The sequence below is a fragment of the Vibrio sp. 10N.261.55.C5 genome (genome assembly GCF_041470505.1).
Lineage (GTDB): Bacteria > Pseudomonadota > Gammaproteobacteria > Enterobacterales > Vibrionaceae > Vibrio > Vibrio crassostreae_C.
On the sequence record NZ_JBFRMS010000035.1, the window covers coordinates 60351 to 79703 of the forward strand.

The window sequence follows — 19353 nt, forward strand, 5'->3', positions numbered from 1 at the left end:
TCTCATGACGCCCAATTGATAACTAAAAGAGGGAAAGTGAATGAAGAAAAACTCGATATTGGTAATCAACCCACGGTTATGTCTATACTTAAAATCATAATAATCAATATATTGGCTTGATATGAATAAAGAAAACTTCCTTCAGCAATTCCAACTTAACCCTACCGTTGGCTATCACCCAGAGTCAGTAGAGCGTGTTTCGCACATCAGTGGCGAGCAATTACGTAAAGCGGCAGTGGTGGTAGGTTTAGTTGAAAGAGAAGATGGTTTACATGTCATTTTTACTAAAAGAGCGGCTCATTTAAAGCATCACCCCGGCCAAGTCAGCTTTCCTGGTGGTAAACACGAACTTTCTGACCCTTCTATGCAATTTACTGCACTCAGAGAGCTCCATGAGGAGGTGGGAATTCGATCGGATCAAGTTAAAATTGTTGGGCAATTACCTGCATTGAGTACTATTAGTAAATTTTCTGTGACGCCGATTGTTGCCATGGTCGATCCTGACTATAAAGCCATCATCGATGAGAACGAAGTTGCCTCAATTTTTGAGGTGCCCGCTACCTATGTTTTAGACCAAGCCAAGTTACACAGCCACACTGTTAACTTTAAACAAATCAAGCATCGAGTTTTTGCTATGCCCTTCCAAGAGCACCTAATTTGGGGCGTTACGGCGCAAATCATCCATTCACTGCAGAAACATGTAGTGCAACAAATTACATAGCAACTACGTTTTGTTTAATCTCTGTTAACAAAATCCAGACTTTCTATGGAACAGATTTATTAATGCAATTTCACGCAAACGTTTCCCTGGTATAAATCTATACAACCCCGCCTTTCGCATAAATAAAAGTAATACCAAGCATAAACATAAATCACCTGTGGCACGCTATTTTCGTGATCAAAAATCCGTTTTTCGCATATCATGTGACACGCCGTTTCATTACATGATTTAGATCTATTTTTTGCAGAAGAAAATTCTGCAGAATTAGCCCCGACTTATTTCCTGTTCCCAAAAAATGAGTAATTTAACATGAACACAACAACTTCTTCGGCAAATGCCGTTAAAGATTCAAGCAAGTTTAACTATAAAGATTTTACCTGGTGTTTATCACTATTCGGTACAGCAGTTGGTGCTGGCGTACTATTCCTTCCAATCAAAGCTGGTGCGGGTGGTTTTTGGCCATTAGTTATCCTAGCTCTAATTGCGGCACCAATGACTTGGTTCGCACACAAATCTCTAGCTCGTTTCGTACTGTCTGCTAAAAACCCTGAAGCTGACATTACAGATACAGTAGAAGAACACTTCGGTAAGACTGGCGCAAACCTTATTACTTTCGCTTACTTTTTCGCTATCTACCCAATCGTTCTGATTTACGGTGTTGGTATCACAAACACTGTTGATTCTTTCCTAGTAAACCAAATGGGTATGGAATCTATTCCTCGTCCTCTTCTTTCTGGTGCACTTATCCTTGCTATGACTACAGGTGTTGTATTCGGTAAAGATCTGATGCTGAAAGCGACTTCAGCAATGGTTTACCCACTAGTATTCATCCTACTAGCACTGTCTTTCTACCTAGTTCCGGATTGGAACACTTCAATGATGGAAGTAACACCTGAATGGTCAACAATGCCTTCTGTTATCTGGCTTGCAATTCCAATCATCGTGTTCTCTTTCAACCACAGCCCAATCATTTCACAGTTCTCTAAAGAGCAACGTCGTGTATACGGTGAAAACGCAGTTAAGAAAACTGACGCGATCACTGGCGGCGCAGCAATGATGCTGATGGGTTTTGTAATGTTCTTCGTATTCTCTGTAGTTCTTTCTCTATCTCCAGAGCAACTAGCAACAGCACAAGCACAGAACATCTCTGTTCTTTCTTACCTAGCAAACGTACATGAGTCTCCACTTATCTCTTACATGGGTCCTCTAGTAGCGTTCGCAGCGATTACTTCTAGCTACTTCGGTCACTTCCTAGGTGCTCACGAAGGTCTTGTTGGTCTAATCAAGTCTCGCTCTGGTTCTTCAATCTCTAAGATTGAAAAAGCATCTCTAGCGTTCATCGTTGTTACAACTTGGATTGTTGCGGTAGTTAACCCAAGTATCCTAGGTATGATTGAAACAATGGGTGCTCCAATGATTGCAGCTATCCTGTTCCTAATGCCTGTGTTCGCGATGCAGAAAGTACCAGCTATGGCTAAGTACAAAACTTCAGCACCTGTGCAAATCTTTACGGCTTTATGTGGTCTAGCGGCTATTAGTTCTGTAATCTACGGCGCTCTTTAATCTCAAGCCCTTTTTATAAGATAGCATCCATCTTATATCGCGAGATTAGACAAAAAATATAATGATAATAAATGAGCCTCCCTACCCCCCTTGGGAGGCTCTCTTTTTGAGGTAATCGCTATGATTAGTGTATTTGATATCTATAAAATCGGTGTTGGTCCATCGAGCTCACACACAGTTGGACCAATGAAAGCGGGTAAAGAATTTATTGATGACCTACGTTCAATGGGAAAATTGCGCGACATCACTAAAATCACCGTGGACGTATATGGATCACTATCACTGACAGGGAAAGGTCACCACACAGATATCGCAATCATCATGGGTCTTGCTGGCAATACTCCTGAGCGTGTTGATATCGATTCTATTGCTGGCTTCATTGCTCGCGTAGAAGAAACTGAGCGCCTTCCTGTTGGCATGCACTGTCATACAGTATCGTTCCCACGCGATGGCGGTATGAACTTCCACACTAGCAACCTTTCTCTACACGAGAACGGCATGAGCATTCATGCATGGGTTGGTGACGAAGTTGCATACTCAAAAACGTACTACTCAATTGGTGGCGGTTTCATCGTTGACGAAGAGAACTTCGGCAAAGAAGAAGAAAACCCAATCAAAGCACCTTACGAATTCACAACAGCTGAAGAGCTGGTTAATCAGTGCAAAGAAAGCGGTCTTTCTATCAGTACACTGGTTATGAAAAATCAAGCAGCGTTCCACTCAGACGAAGAGTCTCGCACTTACTTCGCTAACATCTGGAAAACTATGCGTGAGTGTATGGATCGCGGTATGAATACTGAAGGTATCCTGCCTGGTCCACTACGTGTTCCTCGCCGTGCAGCAGCACTTCGCCAACAGCTAATGACTTCAGAAAAAACAACCAATGATCCAATGTCGGTTGTTGACTGGGTAAACATGTTTGCTTTCGCAGTAAACGAAGAAAATGCAGCTGGCGGCCGTGTAGTTACGGCACCAACAAACGGCGCATGTGGCATCATCCCTGCTGTATTGGCTTACTACGATAAGTTCATCCAAACAGTGACAGAGAAAGATTACATCCGTTACTTCGCAGCTTCTGGCGCGATCGGTGGTCTTTACAAGCGTAACGCTTCAATCTCTGGTGCTGAAGTTGGCTGTCAGGGTGAAGTTGGTGTGGCATGCTCTATGGCTGCTGCTGGTCTTGCTGAGCTTATGGGTGGTAGCCCTGAGCAAGTATGTATGGCTGCAGAAATCGGCATGGAGCACAACCTAGGTCTAACATGTGACCCAGTTGCTGGCCAAGTACAAGTACCATGTATCGAGCGTAACGGTATTGCTGCAGTTAAAGCAATCAACTCGACTCGTATGGCACTTCGTCGTTCTTCTGCTCCTACTGTTTCTCTAGATAAAGTTATCGAAACAATGCTAGAAACAGGTAAAGACATGAACGCTAAATACCGTGAGACTTCTCAAGGTGGTTTGGCTGTTAAGGTTGTTTGTTGATAGCCTTTGAATCAATCTGTTTTTAATCAGCAGATAATAAAAAGGAACGCCGATGCGTTCCTTTTTTGTATCTGAATTCCGGCCACTTATATCTAAGATGCTCGATTCGCATCTTAGATAATGGACCAAAGAACTAGATCACTTGTGAGATAAGCAGGAAGCAACCAAACAGCAGTGAGAACAACATCATTGCGCTGCCACCTTCTGCTCGGTATCGGTCATCAGCAACTTTCATGAAACGCTGTTTGTGGACCATAACCAGAGGAACAAACACCGCTAGGAACACCAAGATGATACCTGCGTAATTCAGTACTTGTAGGAACTTGTCTGCCGCAAGCAATGAACCAGCCAACGGCAAGATAAAGCTAATGCAGTACGTTACCGCTGTATTTTGGTTGAACATGTCTTTGTTCTGGTTGAACAACGCCATTGCTACGCCAAAGAAAGAAGTCAACAACGCCAAGCCAGTGAAGGTAGACAAGACGTTACCCACCCAAGGAGACTGAGCCTCAAACGCCGCCATCAAATCTGATACGTTCTCAAAGCTACGGAATTGCTCTTCACTCAAGTTACCCACTACCGCAAACAACCAACACAAGTAACACACTAATGGGATCAGAGAACCGATGATCACCATGTTACGCAGCTGTTTGTCTGTCGCTTCGTGGTTGTAAGAAACCAAGGTTGGAATAACCACCATAAAGCCAAAGCTCGTAAACAGGATGGCACTGGTTTTGATTAGGTCAACGTGGTCATGGCTGGTTACCTGCATCAAGTTTTCTTGAGTCATGCTCGGCGCTAAGAAGGCCATGGTTGCAAACAAACTAGCAAGCATCACGAAGAACAATGCTCGATTGAGCTTATCAATCACACCAGTACCACTTGCGACTACTGCGCCAGCAAGCAAGGTAAACACGGTTTGGCTGGTAGTCGCGGTAATTTCGACGCCAAAGTTAGACAGTAACTTACTCAGCAAGTCACCTGCGCCCAGAATGTAAGCCATTAATAGGCAAATCAACAACGCGTATAGCAAGCCGTTGGTAAGCAACTGACCTTGTTTACCCAAGGTTTTTCGGGCAATAGAGTTTAATCCTAGACCGCCACCCGCTTTGATGGTCGCTTCTAGAAGTAGTAATGCTGCGTAAGTCGTACCGAAGCAGATCAGTACCATAAGCAGTGTGCCGTAAAGCAATCCGAATTGAGCTAATACCATTGGGATCGCAAGCATACCAGCACCGAGAGCGGTACCAGCGATAATTAGGGAGCTACCCATCATTTTAATATTCATTGTTTTTAACTTATTTGTTTAGTTTTTATAGATGTGAGTCTTCGTTCATCGAGCGGATGACAAAGGAGTTCAGATAGAAATAAAGTTATAAAACGAATAACAATAGGAGCGATAAGCGGTAAAGAAGCGTGCAGAGACGTTGTCGAACAGGGCGTTCAAAGGGGAGCTTGTCTTAAAAGAGGTAAAACGAGAAGCGTGAGTAAGCATTAACTGATGTGGTGAACCTTCCGTAGGTTCAATAATCGGTGATGTAATCTTGAATTTCATGTATGTGTCCAATAAGTCACATTCCATAGTATTTGAAGCAGCGTATCCGTTGCTGCCCTACCTCTATCATAGAGGTCTTTTCATCTTATCGAATGAGCCTCGAAACACAACGCTATGACCACAATTTTTGCTATTAAATTGAACAAAACAACCATTTGGATATAAATTGACCACTAAGTCGTCTAAAACAATAGTCTTTATTGATAAAAGACAAGCGGACAAATACATCGAGCTAATTAACAACCTAGGCTTTTCTAATTATCAGCACAATCAAAACTCGATGCTGCACTTCAACTTTCCCAAAACAACAGTCTGTTTTAAGAACAGCGAGGAGCTTGACGCGCGTTCCATTTCAACATCAGACACGACACAAACTCGCTACATCACAGAAACATAACCGGAGTGTGGTCACACAATTCGTTATACCCCATAGGTGGTAGGAATTCTTACTAGTACAGTATTTGCGTCATTATAATTAATAAAAACAAACACCTTATGCGCTCAACAATCACCTTTAAAATCCTAGTGGCCCTCGCCATCGTGTTCACCTTTTTGCTGGCAATATCGACCTATTTCCAATATTCGCAACAAAAGCAACTTGTAAACTCAGTGTTAAGTGAGCAGCTTCACGACAAAGCAAGTAACTACTTCGATAGCCTCAATATGATGATGCTCACCGGCACCATGGCACAAAAAGAGACCCTTCGTCAGAAAGCACTGGCTCAAGAAGGCATTGAAGACGTTCGTGTTTTACGCGCCGACGCTGTCAGCAAGTTATATGGCCCAGGTAATGACAACCAAACACCGGTTGACGATATTGATAAACGAGCGCTAGCGGGCGAAACCGTTATCGAACCTTTTTCTGCTGATTGGGGCAAAGGCTTGGTTATTGCTCTGCCAATGAAGTCGAGTGAAGATTACCGAGGAACCAATTGTGTCGCCTGTCATATGGCACCAGAAGGTGAAGTCTTGGGTGCGATTCGTCTCGAATATAACCTTAACCATGTTAACTCGCTGATTAACACTCAAACCATGGCTGCTATTGGCATTATGGCAGTGATCTCGTTTGCCGGATTTGTCCTTACGATGGGATTAATTCGTAAGATTATCGTGCGCCCGCTGCAACAGACTTCTCGCTTTATGACCCAAGTCAGCAACGATAAAAACCTATCCACTCGCCTGCCGGAACAAAGCAAGGATGAGATTGGCACGCTGGCTAACTCCATCAACTCGTTCATGGGAACCGTATCCGACAGCTTAGAAAAGGTACAAAACACCTCGCACAAACTGAATGCGTCTGCCAACCAACTGACTAGTGTCGCGCAAATTACCGAGCAAGCCGCCAGTGACCAGCAAAGCGAAACCGCCGAAGTGCAACATAATGTCGAAGGAATACAGGCACAGCAAGTCAATGTAGAACAAGCGACTTTAACGGCTTCAGAGCTTATTAATCACACCGCAGATGTGGCATGTAAGAGTGCCAACCAAGCACACGACGCAAGCAGTGAGATAAAAAACCTCGTTAGCAGCATAGAAGAAGTGAAACACAAAATACTGACACTCAATGAGCAAACCGGAGAGGTCTCTTCAATATTGAGTGTGATTCGTGGCATTGCTGACCAAACCAATCTTCTGGCCTTGAATGCAGCAATTGAAGCGGCACGTGCGGGAGAACAAGGTCGTGGGTTTGCGGTGGTGGCTGATGAAGTTCGCCATCTTGCATCACGAACCGCTGAAGCAACAGGCAGTATTGAGTCAATCATTCATCAGTTCCAGCAAGGCAGCGAAGAGTCGCTGACTTCTGCCGATCGCGTTTGCGAACAAGCCCATCAAAGCTCAACCGATATCGACGCACTTTCAATTGAAATGAATGGTGTGGTCGAAGAGATGAAACAGGTGCTGGCTCACGCACAGAATATTCAGCAGCAAACACAATCCACCACACAAGCGACTCAAGATGTTCAACAAAAGGTTGAAACCATCACCTCTCACGCCAACAACACGTCGCAATCCGCGGCTGAAACTCGCAACATCAGCAATGACTTAGAAGAGCTGTCTGATCACCTTGAGTCACTGATTAATCAGTTTACTTTGTCGAGTACAAAGAAGAAGTCATAGATCGCCAACAAAAAAGCGCTCAACAATGAGCGCTTTATCTTCATAGCAACGTCTAATTCAGGCTTTAAAAGAACCGTAAACCAAGATTAGTGCGTAATGGAAACCGCGGTTAAGTCTTTATGCTTGTGATACATCGCGTGTTTGACTATCAGATTCGCACTCACGCTATCCATTCCTGACACTTCAACGTAAGCCCCTTTTTTACGGAACTTGAACACAACCTTATCAAGCGCCTCGACCGAGGTATTATCTAAGAATGACGCATCCGATATATCGATGGTCACTAAAGAGGTCGCATTGTCATAATCAAATAAGTCGACAAACGCATCTGACGAAGCAAAAAAGACATGGCCTTTTACTCTGTGAATAGTGTGCATTTCGTTGGTCACGACTTCATCAGATATAAACACCATGGATTTGCTGGCATGTGCATAAAACAGAGCCGACAGCACCACGCCAACCGCAACACCTATTGCTAAATTATGAGTAAACACCACCACCGCCACGGTTGCTAGCATGGTTACATTGGTTGGCAGTGTGTGATCTTTAAGCTCAACAATGGAACGCCATGAGAATGTGCCGATAGAAACCATGATCATCACAGACACTAAAGCGGCCATCGGTATCAGCTTCAACCAATCAGAAACAAACACCACCATTAGCAACAAAACCACCCCAGCGATCATGCTGGACAATCGGGTTAAGCCACCTGATTTGATGTTAATGATCGACTGACCGATCATTGCGCAGCCCGCCATTCCACCAAAAAGGGAAGCCACGATGTTCGCAACGCCCTGCCCTTTACACTCATTGTTTTTATTGCTTTCAGTATCAGTCAGGTCATCGACTATGGTCGCTGTCATCAAGGATTCCAACAAGCCAACCAGAGACAGAGCAATCGAATATGGCAGGATGGTTGCAAGCGTCTCAAACGTGAATGGAATATTAGGAATCAAGAACACAGGCAGTGAATCGGGAAGCTTGCCCATATCGCCAATCGTTCTCACATCTAAGCCGAAGAGCAAACTAATGATTGTCAGAGCAACAATCGCGACCAGTGGAGAAGGTATTGCGCGACCAAACTTGGGGAAATAAGGAAGCAGATAAATGATCGCCAAACCCAAAGCGACTAACACGTAAACGCTTGACGGGAAGTTGATTAATTCAGGAAGTTGAGCCATGAAAATTAGAATGGCGAGCGCGTTAACAAATCCAGTAATCACCGATTTGGAAACGAAATTCATCAGATTACCAAGCTTTAGGTATCCAGCCGCGATTTGAATGACACCAGCTAGAAATGAAGCGGCGAGTAGATATTCTAGTCCGTGCTCTCTCACTAAAGTGACCATTAGTAGCGCCATAGCGCCTGTTGCACCGGAAATCATTCCCGGACGACTGCCAACCAAAGCAGTGACGACACAAATACAGAACGAGGCATAGAGCCCTACTTTAGGGTCAACGCCTGCAATAATTGAAAATGCGATGGCTTCAGGGATCAATGCGAGTGCAACCACAATCCCAGATAATGAATCTCCTTTAACGTTTGATAACCAGTGTTTTTTTAAATAATTAAGCATGTAATTCTCTTTTACTTGTACAGACAGTCCTGCCTTGTTGAGACATAATTTGATCGACTGTTTTTCTTGAATGAGCGAGCGCTCGAAAAGTGCGGGTGTAGAGAGAATGCAGGGGTTAAGGCGGCGTAATTAACACGTAGATATTAAACTCCTCTTGTACTTTAGTGGGAAATTAAGAAGGTGATCAAGTCCAAAATGACTGAATCCGCGCCAATATAGAGTGAGTCTCAACACAATCACACTCCCATTATTGAAAACAAAGGTTTCGATTACGCCATGCTCGTTCAGCAGCTCACATAGGGTGAAAGGTAAGGCTGACGCTAAGATCGAACAAAAAACACACCCTCAAACCTATTTATCGTCAGTAGACACAATATTTCTTTCACCAAGCAAGAATAAAGGTTGAAGCTGTCGGTATGACAGGTAATATGTTCAATCGATTTAAAAAGTTTATACAACTTAATGTTTCGGCTAATTATTGTGCAAATGTATATTTATTTGCAGCAATGCCAGAGACTTTGAGTTGAATTTGTCCCTCAATGGAGAATGAAATCAACATGACTTACGCGCCTGTAACAGACGTACTTGGCGGCAAGCTAGCGGTAGACAGTGAAGTAACTGTTCGCGGCTGGATCCGTTCACGTCGTGATTCCAAAGCTGGAATCTCTTTCCTTGCCATTTATGACGGCTCTTGTTTCGACCCGATTCAGGCCGTGGTTCCTAATAATCTTAATAATTACGAAAACGAAGTATTAAAGCTAACAACTGGCTGCTCTGTTGAAGTAACGGGTAAGATTGTTGAGTCTCCTGCGAAAGGTCAAGACTTCGAACTAGCAGCAACTGACGTTAAAGTTGTAGGCTGGGTTGAAGACGCTGACACTTACCCAATGGCTAAGACACGTCACTCTATCGAATACCTTCGTGAAGTTGCTCACCTACGTCCACGTACAAACGTGATTGGCGCAGTAGCACGTGTACGTAACTGTCTATCTCAAGCGATTCACCGTTTCTACCACGAGCAAGGCTTCTTCTGGACTTCTGCTCCGCTTATCACTGCATCTGATGCAGAAGGCGCTGGTGAAATGTTCCGTGTTTCTACGCTAGACATGGAAAACCTACCACGCACTGAAAAAGGCGACGTAGACTTCAACGAAGATTTTTTCGGTAAAGAGACGTTCCTAACAGTATCTGGCCAACTTAATGCTGAAGCTTATGCTTGTGCACTAAGCAAGGTTTACACGTTCGGTCCTACGTTCCGTGCTGAAAACTCAAACACAAGCCGCCACCTAGCTGAGTTCTGGATGGTTGAGCCTGAAGTTGCGTTTGCAGACCTTAACGATGTAGCGAAACTGGCTGAAGACATGCTTAAGTACGTTTTCGCTGCTGTTCTTGAAGAGCGCCGCGATGACCTTGAGTTCTTCGCTTCTCGCATCGACAAGCAAGCAATTACTCGTCTAGAGCAATTCGTAGACGCTGATTTCGCACAAGTTGACTACACTGACGCAATCCAAATCCTACTAGACTCTGGTAAGAAATTTGAGTTTGACGTTGAGTGGGGCATCGACATGTCTTCTGAGCATGAGCGTTACCTAGCTGAAGAGCACTTCAAAGCACCTGTTATCGTTAAGAACTACCCGAAAGACATCAAAGCTTTCTACATGCGCTTAAACGACGACGGCAAAACAGTTGCGGCAATGGACGTACTTGCACCAGGCATCGGTGAAATCATCGGTGGTGCACAACGTGAAGAGCGTCTAGACATTCTAGACGAGCGTATGATTGCTATGGGTATCGACCCTGAGCACATGAGCTGGTACCGCGACCTTCGTAAATACGGCACAGTGCCACACGCTGGTTTCGGTCTTGGTTTCGAGCGTCTAGTATCTTACGTAACAGGTATGGGTAACGTTCGTGACGTGATTCCATTCCCACGTACACCACGCTCTGCAAACTTCTAATTCGAAACCTATTCGATATTAAAAGTTAAGAACAAACAAAAACCTCCGCACTTGCGGAGGTTTTTTTATGTTCGGAATAAAACGAGTGCAGATGCTTCTGCGTGCCACTATCTGAGACTCATTATTTCAAAAGCTAATCCACATCTTGGTCGATAGCGTATTTTATTGCAAGACCGCAAATTGCCATCATAACGAATGGGATCGCGGCAGTGGTGTATTCCGCCCACGCCATATCAGCGAATGCTTTTGCCAGCAGTACGTGGCCGAGAATAAGCAGAAGCGCACACACAATAGCGACAATAATCAGCTTAACTTCATTTCCCTTAGTCATTTTCAACATAACGGTATCTCCAATATTTGGTCTACCGTTATTGAATCACAACTCTTTGGTCAATTAGGCGTACAGTTACCCCACAAACAACCCGTACAGTTGGAATGATTGTCTTTTTTATGAGGGACTTAAGGTTTTACGAGTGCGTAAGTTGATGTGCCAGTTTGCCAAGCCAGATGAGCGCCTGTTCTTTCTCTTCTGTCAGTTCATAAGAGAAGTTCAATCGTATCGCGTTATCCACTCTGCCATGCTCACTAAACAGATCGCCAGATGCAACGCTAATGCCTTGCTCGATAGCCAGTTGATGAAACTGTTGGCTGTCGAATTTTTCAGAAAAGCGAATCCATATCAAGTAGCCACCAGCCGGCTCTTCAATCTCTATTGAATGCGGAAAGTACTGCTTAATGACATCGATAAATCGCTCTTTCCTGACGACAAGGTTTTTACGCAGTTTACGAAGGTGATTGTCGTAGCTTTCATGCGTTAAGAAATGAGCGACACCAAGTTGAACAGGAGCGCTACTCGATAACGTAGAAAGAAGCTGTAACTTTTGAATCGCGTCGTTAAAACGCGTGTTCACAACCCACCCTACTCGATAACCAGGACACAAACTTTTTGAATACGACCCACAAAGCAAGACGGAATCGGTCTTATCGAAGGCCTTTAGTGGCTTCGGCTTATGCCCTTCGTAATAAAGATCGCCATACACGTCATCTTCAATAATGTAGGTTCCATGCTGTTCTGCAATCTCTACCACACGGCGCTTTGCCTGTTCCGACAAACTGGTTCCCGTTGGGTTTTGAAAAGTCGTCATCAGCCAACACGCTTTAACATCTTGGTTTTGTAGCGCGTTTTCAAACTGCTCTATATTCAACCCATTGATTGGGCAAACGTCCACTTCGATCGGGTTAAGCCCGAGCCTCTCGACAGCCTGCAGAGCACCATAGAATGCGGGAGACTCAATCACGACGTTATCACCCGACTTGGTGACCGTTTGCAGGCTCAAGTTGAGCGCCTCCATAGCACCCGACGTAATCACGATGTCTTGATGATTAACCGTAATCCCTTGCTGCAGATAACGCTGTGCGATTTGCCTTCTCAAGGACTCACTGCCCGGTGGTAAATTATTTATCACACTCGCGCCAGTCATCTTCCTACCCGCGCTGGCAAGGTTTCGAGTCAAGGTAGGTAACGGGAAAAGGTCGGGATCTGGGAATGCAGAGCCGAAAGGAATCACACCTTCGGCTGAACTCGACTTCAAGAAATCAAATAAGCGGTCATTAATGGCTTTCTTTTCACTAACGAGTGGCTGTGCGTAGTCAACGCCGTCCAGCCTTGGCGCTATAAAGTAGCCCGACTGAGGTTTAGCGATGATCCACCCTTCGCTTTCTAGCAACTGGTAGGCTTGTAAGACAGTACTATTGCTGACGTTGTAATTTCGACAACTCATGCGTACCGAAGGGATCTTCTCTCCGGATCGCCACGTATTGTTGGCTATCTGAGTTCGAATATCCTTTGCAAGCTCTTCATAACGCGCCATCTAATTGTACTACCTAGAGAAATTCTGTGAGCCGGTGATTTTATCACTTACGCCAACAACTATTGCTGCTATCCATATGATCGCACCTAATTTCCACAATAGTGTGAATTGGTTCACAGATAACTTTGTAAGCTTTGCTAAGTTTGTACCCAAGGTAGGAGCTAAGTTGGCTTTCTACCTCAATAATTTGATGTAACCCAAAAACATGCGAGATAACAATGAAAAAAATAGAAGCAGACCAATTAAGTTATAAAGGAGAGTCAAACGGTGTTCACAGTTGGACAACACCGAGCGGTCAGCCATATTACTGGCACCCAGATTGGCTCCATATTGCTGAAGATGCGACAGGCTCACATCCAAAGCAAAAGATCGATGTCGAACAAGACCAAGCACCAACGGAAAAACACGCGGTGTCTGCTATTCTGAAACACATCAACCAATGGGCTGCAGACAAACTAGCGTCTCACCCTGAGATTGAAACCGGCTCAATCGAAGCTGAAATCAATCTCAAAAAGTAACGGGTTAAAGTAGATAGCGAACTCAATCACGCGCGATTCTAACCCAATACACAGACTGAATAGCCTCGACCCTCGACCGGGGCTATTCAAGTATCTTCATAAAAATGCTGCAATAACCCCCACCTAGCTAACAAATCTCTAACACAAACCAGTTTCTTGTATCAATCCACGAAAGCTATCGATAGAATTTCCGGTCTTATTCACGTCAGTTATGCTAATCATTCGCAATTCTAAAGTCGTGAATCAATGAATGCGTAAATCTAATAAGAATGAGAACAAAGGCTTACCGATGGATACTTCAAATTACAATCAATCGCTAACGACTAAGTTATACGTCATTGCTGGCGTGCTGTTTGGCACCTATGGCAGTCGGGTGTGCCCTATGCTCGATAGCTTAACGACGTTAGAGATTTTCACACAAGTCAGTATTGTGTTTATCTTATTATGGCTCGCACGTCGTTACCCATTGGCGCAACATACCTTGGTCAAGCAAGGCCGATTCGCGCAACTCGATACCCTGCTATTTTTTGCTGCAAGTGTGCCTTTCGCGCTCTACTACAACTTAAGCTATGAATTCACCATAGATAGTAATTTGAAGGTGCTGTTTGGCATGAGTCTATTCGGCTTCTTTACCGGAACCATTCTTCAATTGAATGCCAAGCTCAGCCAAATGGATAAAATGGAGACGACTGGACAATTCGACTTCCAACTGGTTGGTGAAAGAAGTTCACTGGTCAAGCAGATGATAGGCTTGGTTATCGTGCTTCTGGTAACACTGACGACTATGTTGACGATGATTGCTGTCAAAGACATCTTCTGGCTAGAACACAACCCTGACCGCTTATTGGATGGCACCGGCAAGATCAGCGTGATCAAAGAGTTTATTTATTTGGCTGTGGTACTGGGTGGCTACGCGATAACCATCATGACGCTTTGGAGCAAGCTAATTAAGCGTATTCTCCTAAGCCAAGAGCACGCATTAAACAAAGTCACCAATGGCGAGCAAGGCGTTCGCTTACCTATTTTCGGCTACAACGAGCTTGGATCAATGGCATCTATGACCAATACCATGCTTGATAGCCTTGAAACCGCGCAAAACGAAGTGAAAACCACACGTGACGTGGCCATTGTGAGCTTATCGGCATTGGCTGAATCTCGAGACAATGAAACGGGCGCACATATCCTAAGAACTCAAGAGTACGTCAAGGTGCTCGCACAAGAGCTCAGCAAATCAGAAACCCACTCAAGCTTGTTAACTCCAAACTACATCGAGTTGCTCTACAAATCTGCGCCTTTGCACGACGTGGGCAAAGTAGGTGTTCCTGATAGTGTGTTATTGAAGCCGGGCAAATTGACGGACGAAGAGTTTGAGATAATGAAAGGTCACCCCGCGATTGGGGCTGAAGCGTTATCTATTGCAGAAAAGCAGTTGGGAAGTAGCTCTTTCTTAAGAGTCGCAAAGGAGATATCTCTGACTCACCACGAGAAATGGAATGGCAGTGGTTATCCTAATCAGTTGTCTGGTGAAGATATCCCGTTATCTGGCCGTTTAATGGCATTAGCTGATGTTTATGATGCGCTCATCTCGAAGCGAGTCTACAAGCCAGCCTTTACTCATGAACAAGCTAAACAGATCATCTTAGAGGGCAATGGGACGCATTTTGATCCGCAAGTTGTCCAAGCTTTTCTGGTCGTCGAACAAGCGTTTGTTTCAATTGCTGCGACCTACAAAGATGGCAAAAATGTAGCGAGTGAACTCGAGCGCGAAAGCTTTATTGCTCAACCAGCGTAATCTATTCAAAATCCACTAACTTCTTGCACCCTATAGGTTAATCCGTAGGGTGTTTTGTTATCAAATATCCTCTTTAGTCAATAAATCTGATTGAAATGGATTTTTTTTGGTCTTTCTGTTCACTTCGTATTGTCTTAAAAATTCCATACAGGTATAACTACCCATAGATACTATCCCCTCTCAATTGACATGGATGAAGATTATGTTTGAAAAAGTGTTAGCTGCTCCCGCCGATCCTATCCTCGGCCTTACTGAAGAGTTTAAAAAAGACTCTCGTGCAGAGAAAATCAACCTTGGCGTTGGCATCTACAAAAATGAAGATGGTCAAACACCAGTACTTAAAACAGTAAAGAAAGCAGAAGCTGCACTTCTTGAAAACGAAAAAACCAAATCTTACCTAACGATTGAAGGTACAGCTGAATACGGTCTAGCGGTTCAGAAACTTCTTTTCGGTTCAGACGCAGAGATCGTTGCATCTCAACGCGCTAAAACAGCACAAGCTCCAGGTGGTACAGGTGCACTTCGCGTAGCGGGTGAATTCATCAAGCGCCAACTGGGCGAAGTGAAAATCTGGATCAGTAACCCAACTTGGGCTAACCACAACGGCGTTTTCGCAGCTGCGGGTATCGAAACTGCTCAATACAGCTACTACAACGCTGAAACTAAAGACAAAGACTTCGCTGGCATGGTTGCTGACCTAGAGAAAGCTTCTGAAGGCGATATCGTTCTTCTTCACGGCTGCTGTCACAACCCAACAGGTATCGACCCAACAACTGAAGAGTGGGAAGTTCTTGCTAAACTGGTTGCTGAGAAGAAACTGCTTCCTCTATTCGATTTTGCTTACCAAGGTTTTGCAAAAGGCGTTGAAGAAGATGCTGCTGGCCTACGTATTTTTGCTCAATACAACAAAGAGATCCTTGTTGCTAGCTCGTTCTCTAAGAACTTCGGCTTGTACAACGAGCGTGTTGGTGCATTCACTCTGGTTGCTGAATCAGCAGACGTAGCAACGACAGCATTCTCTCAAGTTAAGAGCATTATCCGCTCTATCTACTCTAACCCACCAGCCCACGGCAGTGCTGTCGTTACTCACATCCTTGGTGATGCTGATCTACGTGCTGAATGGGAAGCAGAAGTGGCAGAAATGCGTGACCGTATCCAAGAGATGCGTGAACTATTCGTAACGACACTGAAATCAGAAGGTGTTGATGCAGACTTCACATTCATCGAACGTCAAAACGGCATGTTCTCGTTCTCAGGTCTAAGCAAAGAGCAAGTAACTCGCCTAAAAGACGAATTCGCAATCTACATTGTTGGTTCTGGCCGTATCAGTGTTGCTGGTATGACTAAGTCAAACATGGGTCCTCTATGTAAAGGTATCGCTGCGGTTCTTTAATCGAAAAGCGAAACCTGTATTTGCAGACCAATAGATGTGTAAAAGCCAGCAATTAAGCTGGCTTTTTTGTCTGTCTCTTTGTATATAAGAGCTATTAGTGCACTTAGCCTTTTCGTTACTGGCTAATACTCTAGGAAAAATTCCACTCCTAGCTCGTGAGTACGCTCGCTACGAATTTTACCTTCACCATCTCGATGTTGATATGACCCACCAATCGCAAACTTATTGGTCACTAGATAACGTAAACCTAAGTGATAGACCTCTTCATCAAACAGGTCACTTCGATTCACTTGCACACTCCCGTTAGCTATCCAACGTTTCGCAAAGCCATAGTTAAGCTCAGCTTTTACCCCTTGGATGAACTCAGTGTCTGAAGATTCAGTTCGGTTGGTGTCATTATCTTCAACCTTACCTTTTGTGATACCAAGCAGGTAGTAAGCCACTATATCTAAATCTTTCTTAATGCTGTAACGGTAACCAACACCTGGCATCAGCGTATCAATTCGAGTTGTGGTGTCATCAGGGTGAATAAAGCGTGCGCTGTAGTCTCCCAGCAACAACCAATCATCCGTCATCGCGTAACTGACGCCTAATCCATACGACGAGGCGTTATTATTACTGCCTGCATCTTCATTTAAACTGCCCGAATGCGCCGTGGCATAAATATGGTCGTAATCTAAAATATCCACCGCGTTAGTGTCCGCCCACAAACTTGGAGAAAACATAAAAACCGCAGATACAAAACTAAGCTTCCACTTCGACATTCCTATCATCCTTAAACTGTCACTCCATTAATTGAAAGGTTAGTCTATCCATAAGACTTTAAAAAGGTTTTAGCTCACAGATTGATTTGTGACGGCAAAATATTATCAAATGTTGTACCATGAAATCATACAAACCAATGGATGATCATTATGGATGCTGAGTTATTAGAGATTCAAAACTTTCTGGCACAATACCCCCCTTTCACAGAACTCCCTGAGGAGATGTTGGCGAAAGTGACCAGTAGCGTGGAAATTTCTTATTACCGCCAAGATACCCCTATCATTCACTTTGGTGATCAAATTCATGACTTATATATCGTTCGAAGTGGCGAAGTCGAAGTCTACCGTCGTAAAGGCGAACTCTATAACCGCCTTGATGAAGGCCACTTGTTCGGGCAAATGGGTCTACTGACCAACAACAAGGTTCGTTTCCCAGTAAAAGCGACCGAAGATACTCTTCTCTACTGCATTCCTGAGCCAATTTTCCAAGAGCTCTACGACAACTACGACTCCTTTGCCGATTTCGTAGAAGTAGAAGATAACGCGCGACTGCGCCAAGCCAACTCAGACAGCAACGACGCTAACGACCTAACAACATCCAAGGTTAAAACGCTGCTGACCAGCGAAGCGCCAATGATCGAAAAAACGCGCACGATTCAGCAAGCTGCGACCATGATGGCACAGGATAATGTTTCCTCTTTGTTGATCATCGACCCAGAAATCGTTGAAGATGATGAAGATGACTCAACACCCGTGATTGGCATCATCACCGACCGAGATTTATGTACTCGCGTTTTAGCTGAAGGGCTTGACCCATCGGATGAAGTCTCTAGCGTAATGACACCTGAGGTTATCTCTCTCGATCACAATGCTTACGTATACGAAGCTATGATGACCATGCTTCGCTATAACGTGCATCATTTACCAGTGCTTAAAGATAAGAAGCCGATTGGTATTATCGAAGCGACCGATATTGTTCGTTATGAGTCTCAAAACTCGCTGTTATTGGTAAGTAGTATCTTCCAGCAACAAAGTATCGAAGATCTGAAGGTGCTTTCCGAGCAAGTAAAAGACAGCTTTGTGCGCTTAGTTAACGAAGATGCCAACGCCCACATGGTGGGTACTGCAATGTCGGTAATTGGTCGTAGCTTTAAGCAGCGAATTATCGAACTGGGCGAAGAGAAATTGGGCAAGTCGCCTATTCCTTACTGTTTCCTCGCACTGGGCTCTATGGGGCGTGATGAGCAGCTGCTGGTTACCGACCAAGATAACGCAATCATTCTTGATGATACCTACGACGAGAAAAAGCACGGTAAATACTTTGAGGAGCTGTCGACCTTTATTTGTGATGGCTTAGATCAGTGTGGCTATGTGTATTGTACTGGCGATATCATGGCGACTAACCCAACGTGGCGTATGACTCGTCGACAATGGGAAGAGTGCTTTGCCGATTGGATTGATGATCCAAACCCGAAAGCACTGTTAAATGCTTCAATCTTCTTCGACTTAGATGGCGTTTATGGTCGTCTGAAATGGGCCGAGCAATTGAACAGCTTTATTGTTCGACGCGCACGTAAGAACAATCGCTTCTTGGCGTGCCTTGCACGTAACGCACTCAACCGTACACCGCCGCTCGGCTTCTTCAAAGATTTCGTGATGGAGAAAGATGGCCGTCACAACAACTCTATCAACCTTAAGCGTCGTGGTACTGCGCCACTCGCCGATTTGATTCGTGTTCACTCGCTCGCGGTAGCGTCTCGCTCTAAGAACTCGTTCGAACGCTTAGATGACATTATTGACGCCGGTATTCTGCCAAAAGGCCGAGCTCAAGATTTGAAAGATGCGATGGAGTTTATCTCTCTGGTTCGTATTCGCCACCAAGCACACGATGTCGACAACAACATCGAGCCTGATAACAACATCGAGCCAGAGAACCTGTCTGACTTCGAACGACGTAACCTAAAGGATGCATTCCAAATATTAAGTAATGCGCAAAACTTCCTTAAGTTCCGTTATCAAGCCAGCAACAAGTTTAAGTAGG

General features: G+C 44.5%; 15 protein-coding genes. 9 read left to right on the top strand and 6 right to left on the bottom strand.

What is annotated here, in order from left to right; translation table 11 throughout:
- Window positions 1-121 precede the first annotated feature (121 nt).
- From AB4263_RS14065 to AB4263_RS14075, 3 genes are all read left to right on the top strand, one after another.
- Window positions 122-721, top strand: a complete 600-nt coding sequence (locus AB4263_RS14065) for a CoA pyrophosphatase (RefSeq protein WP_372098403.1) — start codon at window positions 122-124, stop codon at window positions 719-721.
- A gap of 309 nt (window positions 722-1030) precedes the next feature.
- Window positions 1031-2284, top strand: coding sequence for an aromatic amino acid transport family protein (locus AB4263_RS14070; RefSeq protein WP_017065422.1), 1254 nt, complete (start codon window positions 1031-1033; stop codon window positions 2282-2284).
- Between the two features lie 120 nt (window positions 2285-2404).
- On the top strand, window positions 2405-3766 hold the full coding sequence (locus tag AB4263_RS14075) for an L-serine ammonia-lyase (protein WP_017060420.1): 1362 nt from the start codon (window positions 2405-2407) through the stop codon (window positions 3764-3766).
- Between the two features lie 133 nt (window positions 3767-3899).
- On the opposite strand, the gene AB4263_RS14080 is transcribed toward AB4263_RS14075, so the two are convergent.
- Together AB4263_RS14080 and AB4263_RS14085 are read right to left on the bottom strand one after the other, a co-directional pair.
- The gene (locus AB4263_RS14080) at window positions 3900-5042 is read right to left on the bottom strand and encodes an amino acid permease (RefSeq protein ID WP_017060419.1); all 1143 of its coding nucleotides are present in this window, start codon (window positions 5040-5042) and stop codon (window positions 3900-3902) included.
- A gap of 81 nt (window positions 5043-5123) precedes the next feature.
- Window positions 5124-5321 carry a hypothetical protein gene (locus AB4263_RS14085; RefSeq protein WP_048611631.1) on the bottom strand — a complete coding sequence of 66 codons (198 nt, stop codon included), beginning with the start codon at window positions 5319-5321 and terminating at the stop codon, window positions 5124-5126.
- Window positions 5322-5816: 495 nt separating this feature from the next.
- Between AB4263_RS14085 and AB4263_RS14090 the strand changes: the two genes are divergently transcribed.
- Complete coding sequence (locus tag AB4263_RS14090) at window positions 5817-7439, top strand: methyl-accepting chemotaxis protein (protein ID WP_017068771.1); 1623 nt, start codon at window positions 5817-5819, stop codon at window positions 7437-7439.
- 86 nt (window positions 7440-7525) lie between these two features.
- On the opposite strand, the gene AB4263_RS14095 is transcribed toward AB4263_RS14090, so the two are convergent.
- Window positions 7526-9016: a SulP family inorganic anion transporter gene (locus AB4263_RS14095; protein ID WP_229647224.1), complete on the bottom strand. Its 1491-nt coding sequence runs from the start codon at window positions 9014-9016 to the stop codon at window positions 7526-7528.
- A 557-nt stretch (window positions 9017-9573) separates the two neighbouring features.
- Between AB4263_RS14095 and asnS the strand changes: the two genes are divergently transcribed.
- The gene (gene asnS, locus AB4263_RS14100) at window positions 9574-10974 is read left to right on the top strand and encodes an asparagine--tRNA ligase (protein ID WP_017060416.1); all 1401 of its coding nucleotides are present in this window, start codon (window positions 9574-9576) and stop codon (window positions 10972-10974) included.
- Window positions 10975-11107: 133 nt separating this feature from the next.
- Here asnS and AB4263_RS14105 read toward each other — a convergent pair whose 3' ends face one another.
- On the bottom strand, window positions 11108-11314 hold the full coding sequence (locus AB4263_RS14105) for a hypothetical protein (protein ID WP_372098404.1): 207 nt from the start codon (window positions 11312-11314) through the stop codon (window positions 11108-11110).
- Between the two features lie 127 nt (window positions 11315-11441).
- A complete protein-coding gene (locus tag AB4263_RS14110; RefSeq protein ID WP_372098405.1) occupies window positions 11442-12845 on the bottom strand; it encodes a PLP-dependent aminotransferase family protein in 1404 nt (467 codons plus the stop codon).
- Window positions 12846-13063: 218 nt separating this feature from the next.
- Here AB4263_RS14110 and AB4263_RS14115 point away from each other — a divergent pair, with 218 nt between their 5' ends.
- The 3 genes from AB4263_RS14115 to AB4263_RS14125 all read left to right on the top strand — a co-directional run bounded on the left by AB4263_RS14115 (window position 13064) and on the right by AB4263_RS14125 (window position 16548).
- On the top strand, window positions 13064-13363 hold the full coding sequence (locus tag AB4263_RS14115) for a hypothetical protein (RefSeq protein ID WP_017060414.1): 300 nt from the start codon (window positions 13064-13066) through the stop codon (window positions 13361-13363).
- Between the two features lie 250 nt (window positions 13364-13613).
- A complete protein-coding gene (locus tag AB4263_RS14120) occupies window positions 13614-15155 on the top strand; it encodes an HD-GYP domain-containing protein (RefSeq protein WP_371725315.1) in 1542 nt (513 codons plus the stop codon).
- Window positions 15156-15357: 202 nt separating this feature from the next.
- Complete coding sequence (locus AB4263_RS14125; protein ID WP_017065416.1) at window positions 15358-16548, top strand: amino acid aminotransferase; 1191 nt, start codon at window positions 15358-15360, stop codon at window positions 16546-16548.
- A gap of 122 nt (window positions 16549-16670) precedes the next feature.
- Here the strand turns inward: AB4263_RS14125 and AB4263_RS14130 are convergent, their stop codons facing one another.
- Window positions 16671-17312, bottom strand: a complete 642-nt coding sequence (locus AB4263_RS14130) for an outer membrane beta-barrel protein (protein WP_017068768.1) — start codon at window positions 17310-17312, stop codon at window positions 16671-16673.
- 150 nt (window positions 17313-17462) lie between these two features.
- On the opposite strand from AB4263_RS14130, the gene AB4263_RS14135 reads away from it, so the two are divergent.
- Window positions 17463-19352: a DUF294 nucleotidyltransferase-like domain-containing protein gene (locus tag AB4263_RS14135; protein ID WP_017060410.1), complete on the top strand. Its 1890-nt coding sequence runs from the start codon at window positions 17463-17465 to the stop codon at window positions 19350-19352.
- Window position 19353: the final 1 nt, after the last annotated feature.

Excerpts from the sequence above, each read along its gene's own strand:
- AB4263_RS14065 (WP_372098403.1), top strand. The coding sequence starts at position 122 with ATGAATAAAGAAAACTTCCTTCAGCAATTCCAACTTAACCCTACCGTT.
- AB4263_RS14070 (WP_017065422.1), top strand. The coding sequence starts at position 1,031 with ATGAACACAACAACTTCTTCGGCAAATGCCGTTAAAGATTCAAGCAAG.
- AB4263_RS14075 (WP_017060420.1), top strand. The coding sequence starts at position 2,405 with ATGATTAGTGTATTTGATATCTATAAAATCGGTGTTGGTCCATCGAGC.
- AB4263_RS14080 (WP_017060419.1), bottom strand. The coding sequence starts at position 5,042 with ATGATGGGTAGCTCCCTAATTATCGCTGGTACCGCTCTCGGTGCTGGT.
- AB4263_RS14085 (WP_048611631.1), bottom strand. The coding sequence starts at position 5,321 with ATGAAATTCAAGATTACATCACCGATTATTGAACCTACGGAAGGTTCA.
- AB4263_RS14090 (WP_017068771.1), top strand. The coding sequence starts at position 5,817 with ATGCGCTCAACAATCACCTTTAAAATCCTAGTGGCCCTCGCCATCGTG.
- AB4263_RS14095 (WP_229647224.1), bottom strand. The coding sequence starts at position 9,016 with ATGCTTAATTATTTAAAAAAACACTGGTTATCAAACGTTAAAGGAGAT.
- asnS (WP_017060416.1), top strand. The coding sequence starts at position 9,574 with ATGACTTACGCGCCTGTAACAGACGTACTTGGCGGCAAGCTAGCGGTA.
- AB4263_RS14105 (WP_372098404.1), bottom strand. The coding sequence starts at position 11,314 with ATGTTGAAAATGACTAAGGGAAATGAAGTTAAGCTGATTATTGTCGCT.
- AB4263_RS14110 (WP_372098405.1), bottom strand. The coding sequence starts at position 12,845 with ATGGCGCGTTATGAAGAGCTTGCAAAGGATATTCGAACTCAGATAGCC.
- AB4263_RS14115 (WP_017060414.1), top strand. The coding sequence starts at position 13,064 with ATGAAAAAAATAGAAGCAGACCAATTAAGTTATAAAGGAGAGTCAAAC.
- AB4263_RS14120 (WP_371725315.1), top strand. The coding sequence starts at position 13,614 with ATGCGTAAATCTAATAAGAATGAGAACAAAGGCTTACCGATGGATACT.
- AB4263_RS14125 (WP_017065416.1), top strand. The coding sequence starts at position 15,358 with ATGTTTGAAAAAGTGTTAGCTGCTCCCGCCGATCCTATCCTCGGCCTT.
- AB4263_RS14130 (WP_017068768.1), bottom strand. The coding sequence starts at position 17,312 with ATGTCGAAGTGGAAGCTTAGTTTTGTATCTGCGGTTTTTATGTTTTCT.
- AB4263_RS14135 (WP_017060410.1), top strand. The coding sequence starts at position 17,463 with ATGGATGCTGAGTTATTAGAGATTCAAAACTTTCTGGCACAATACCCC.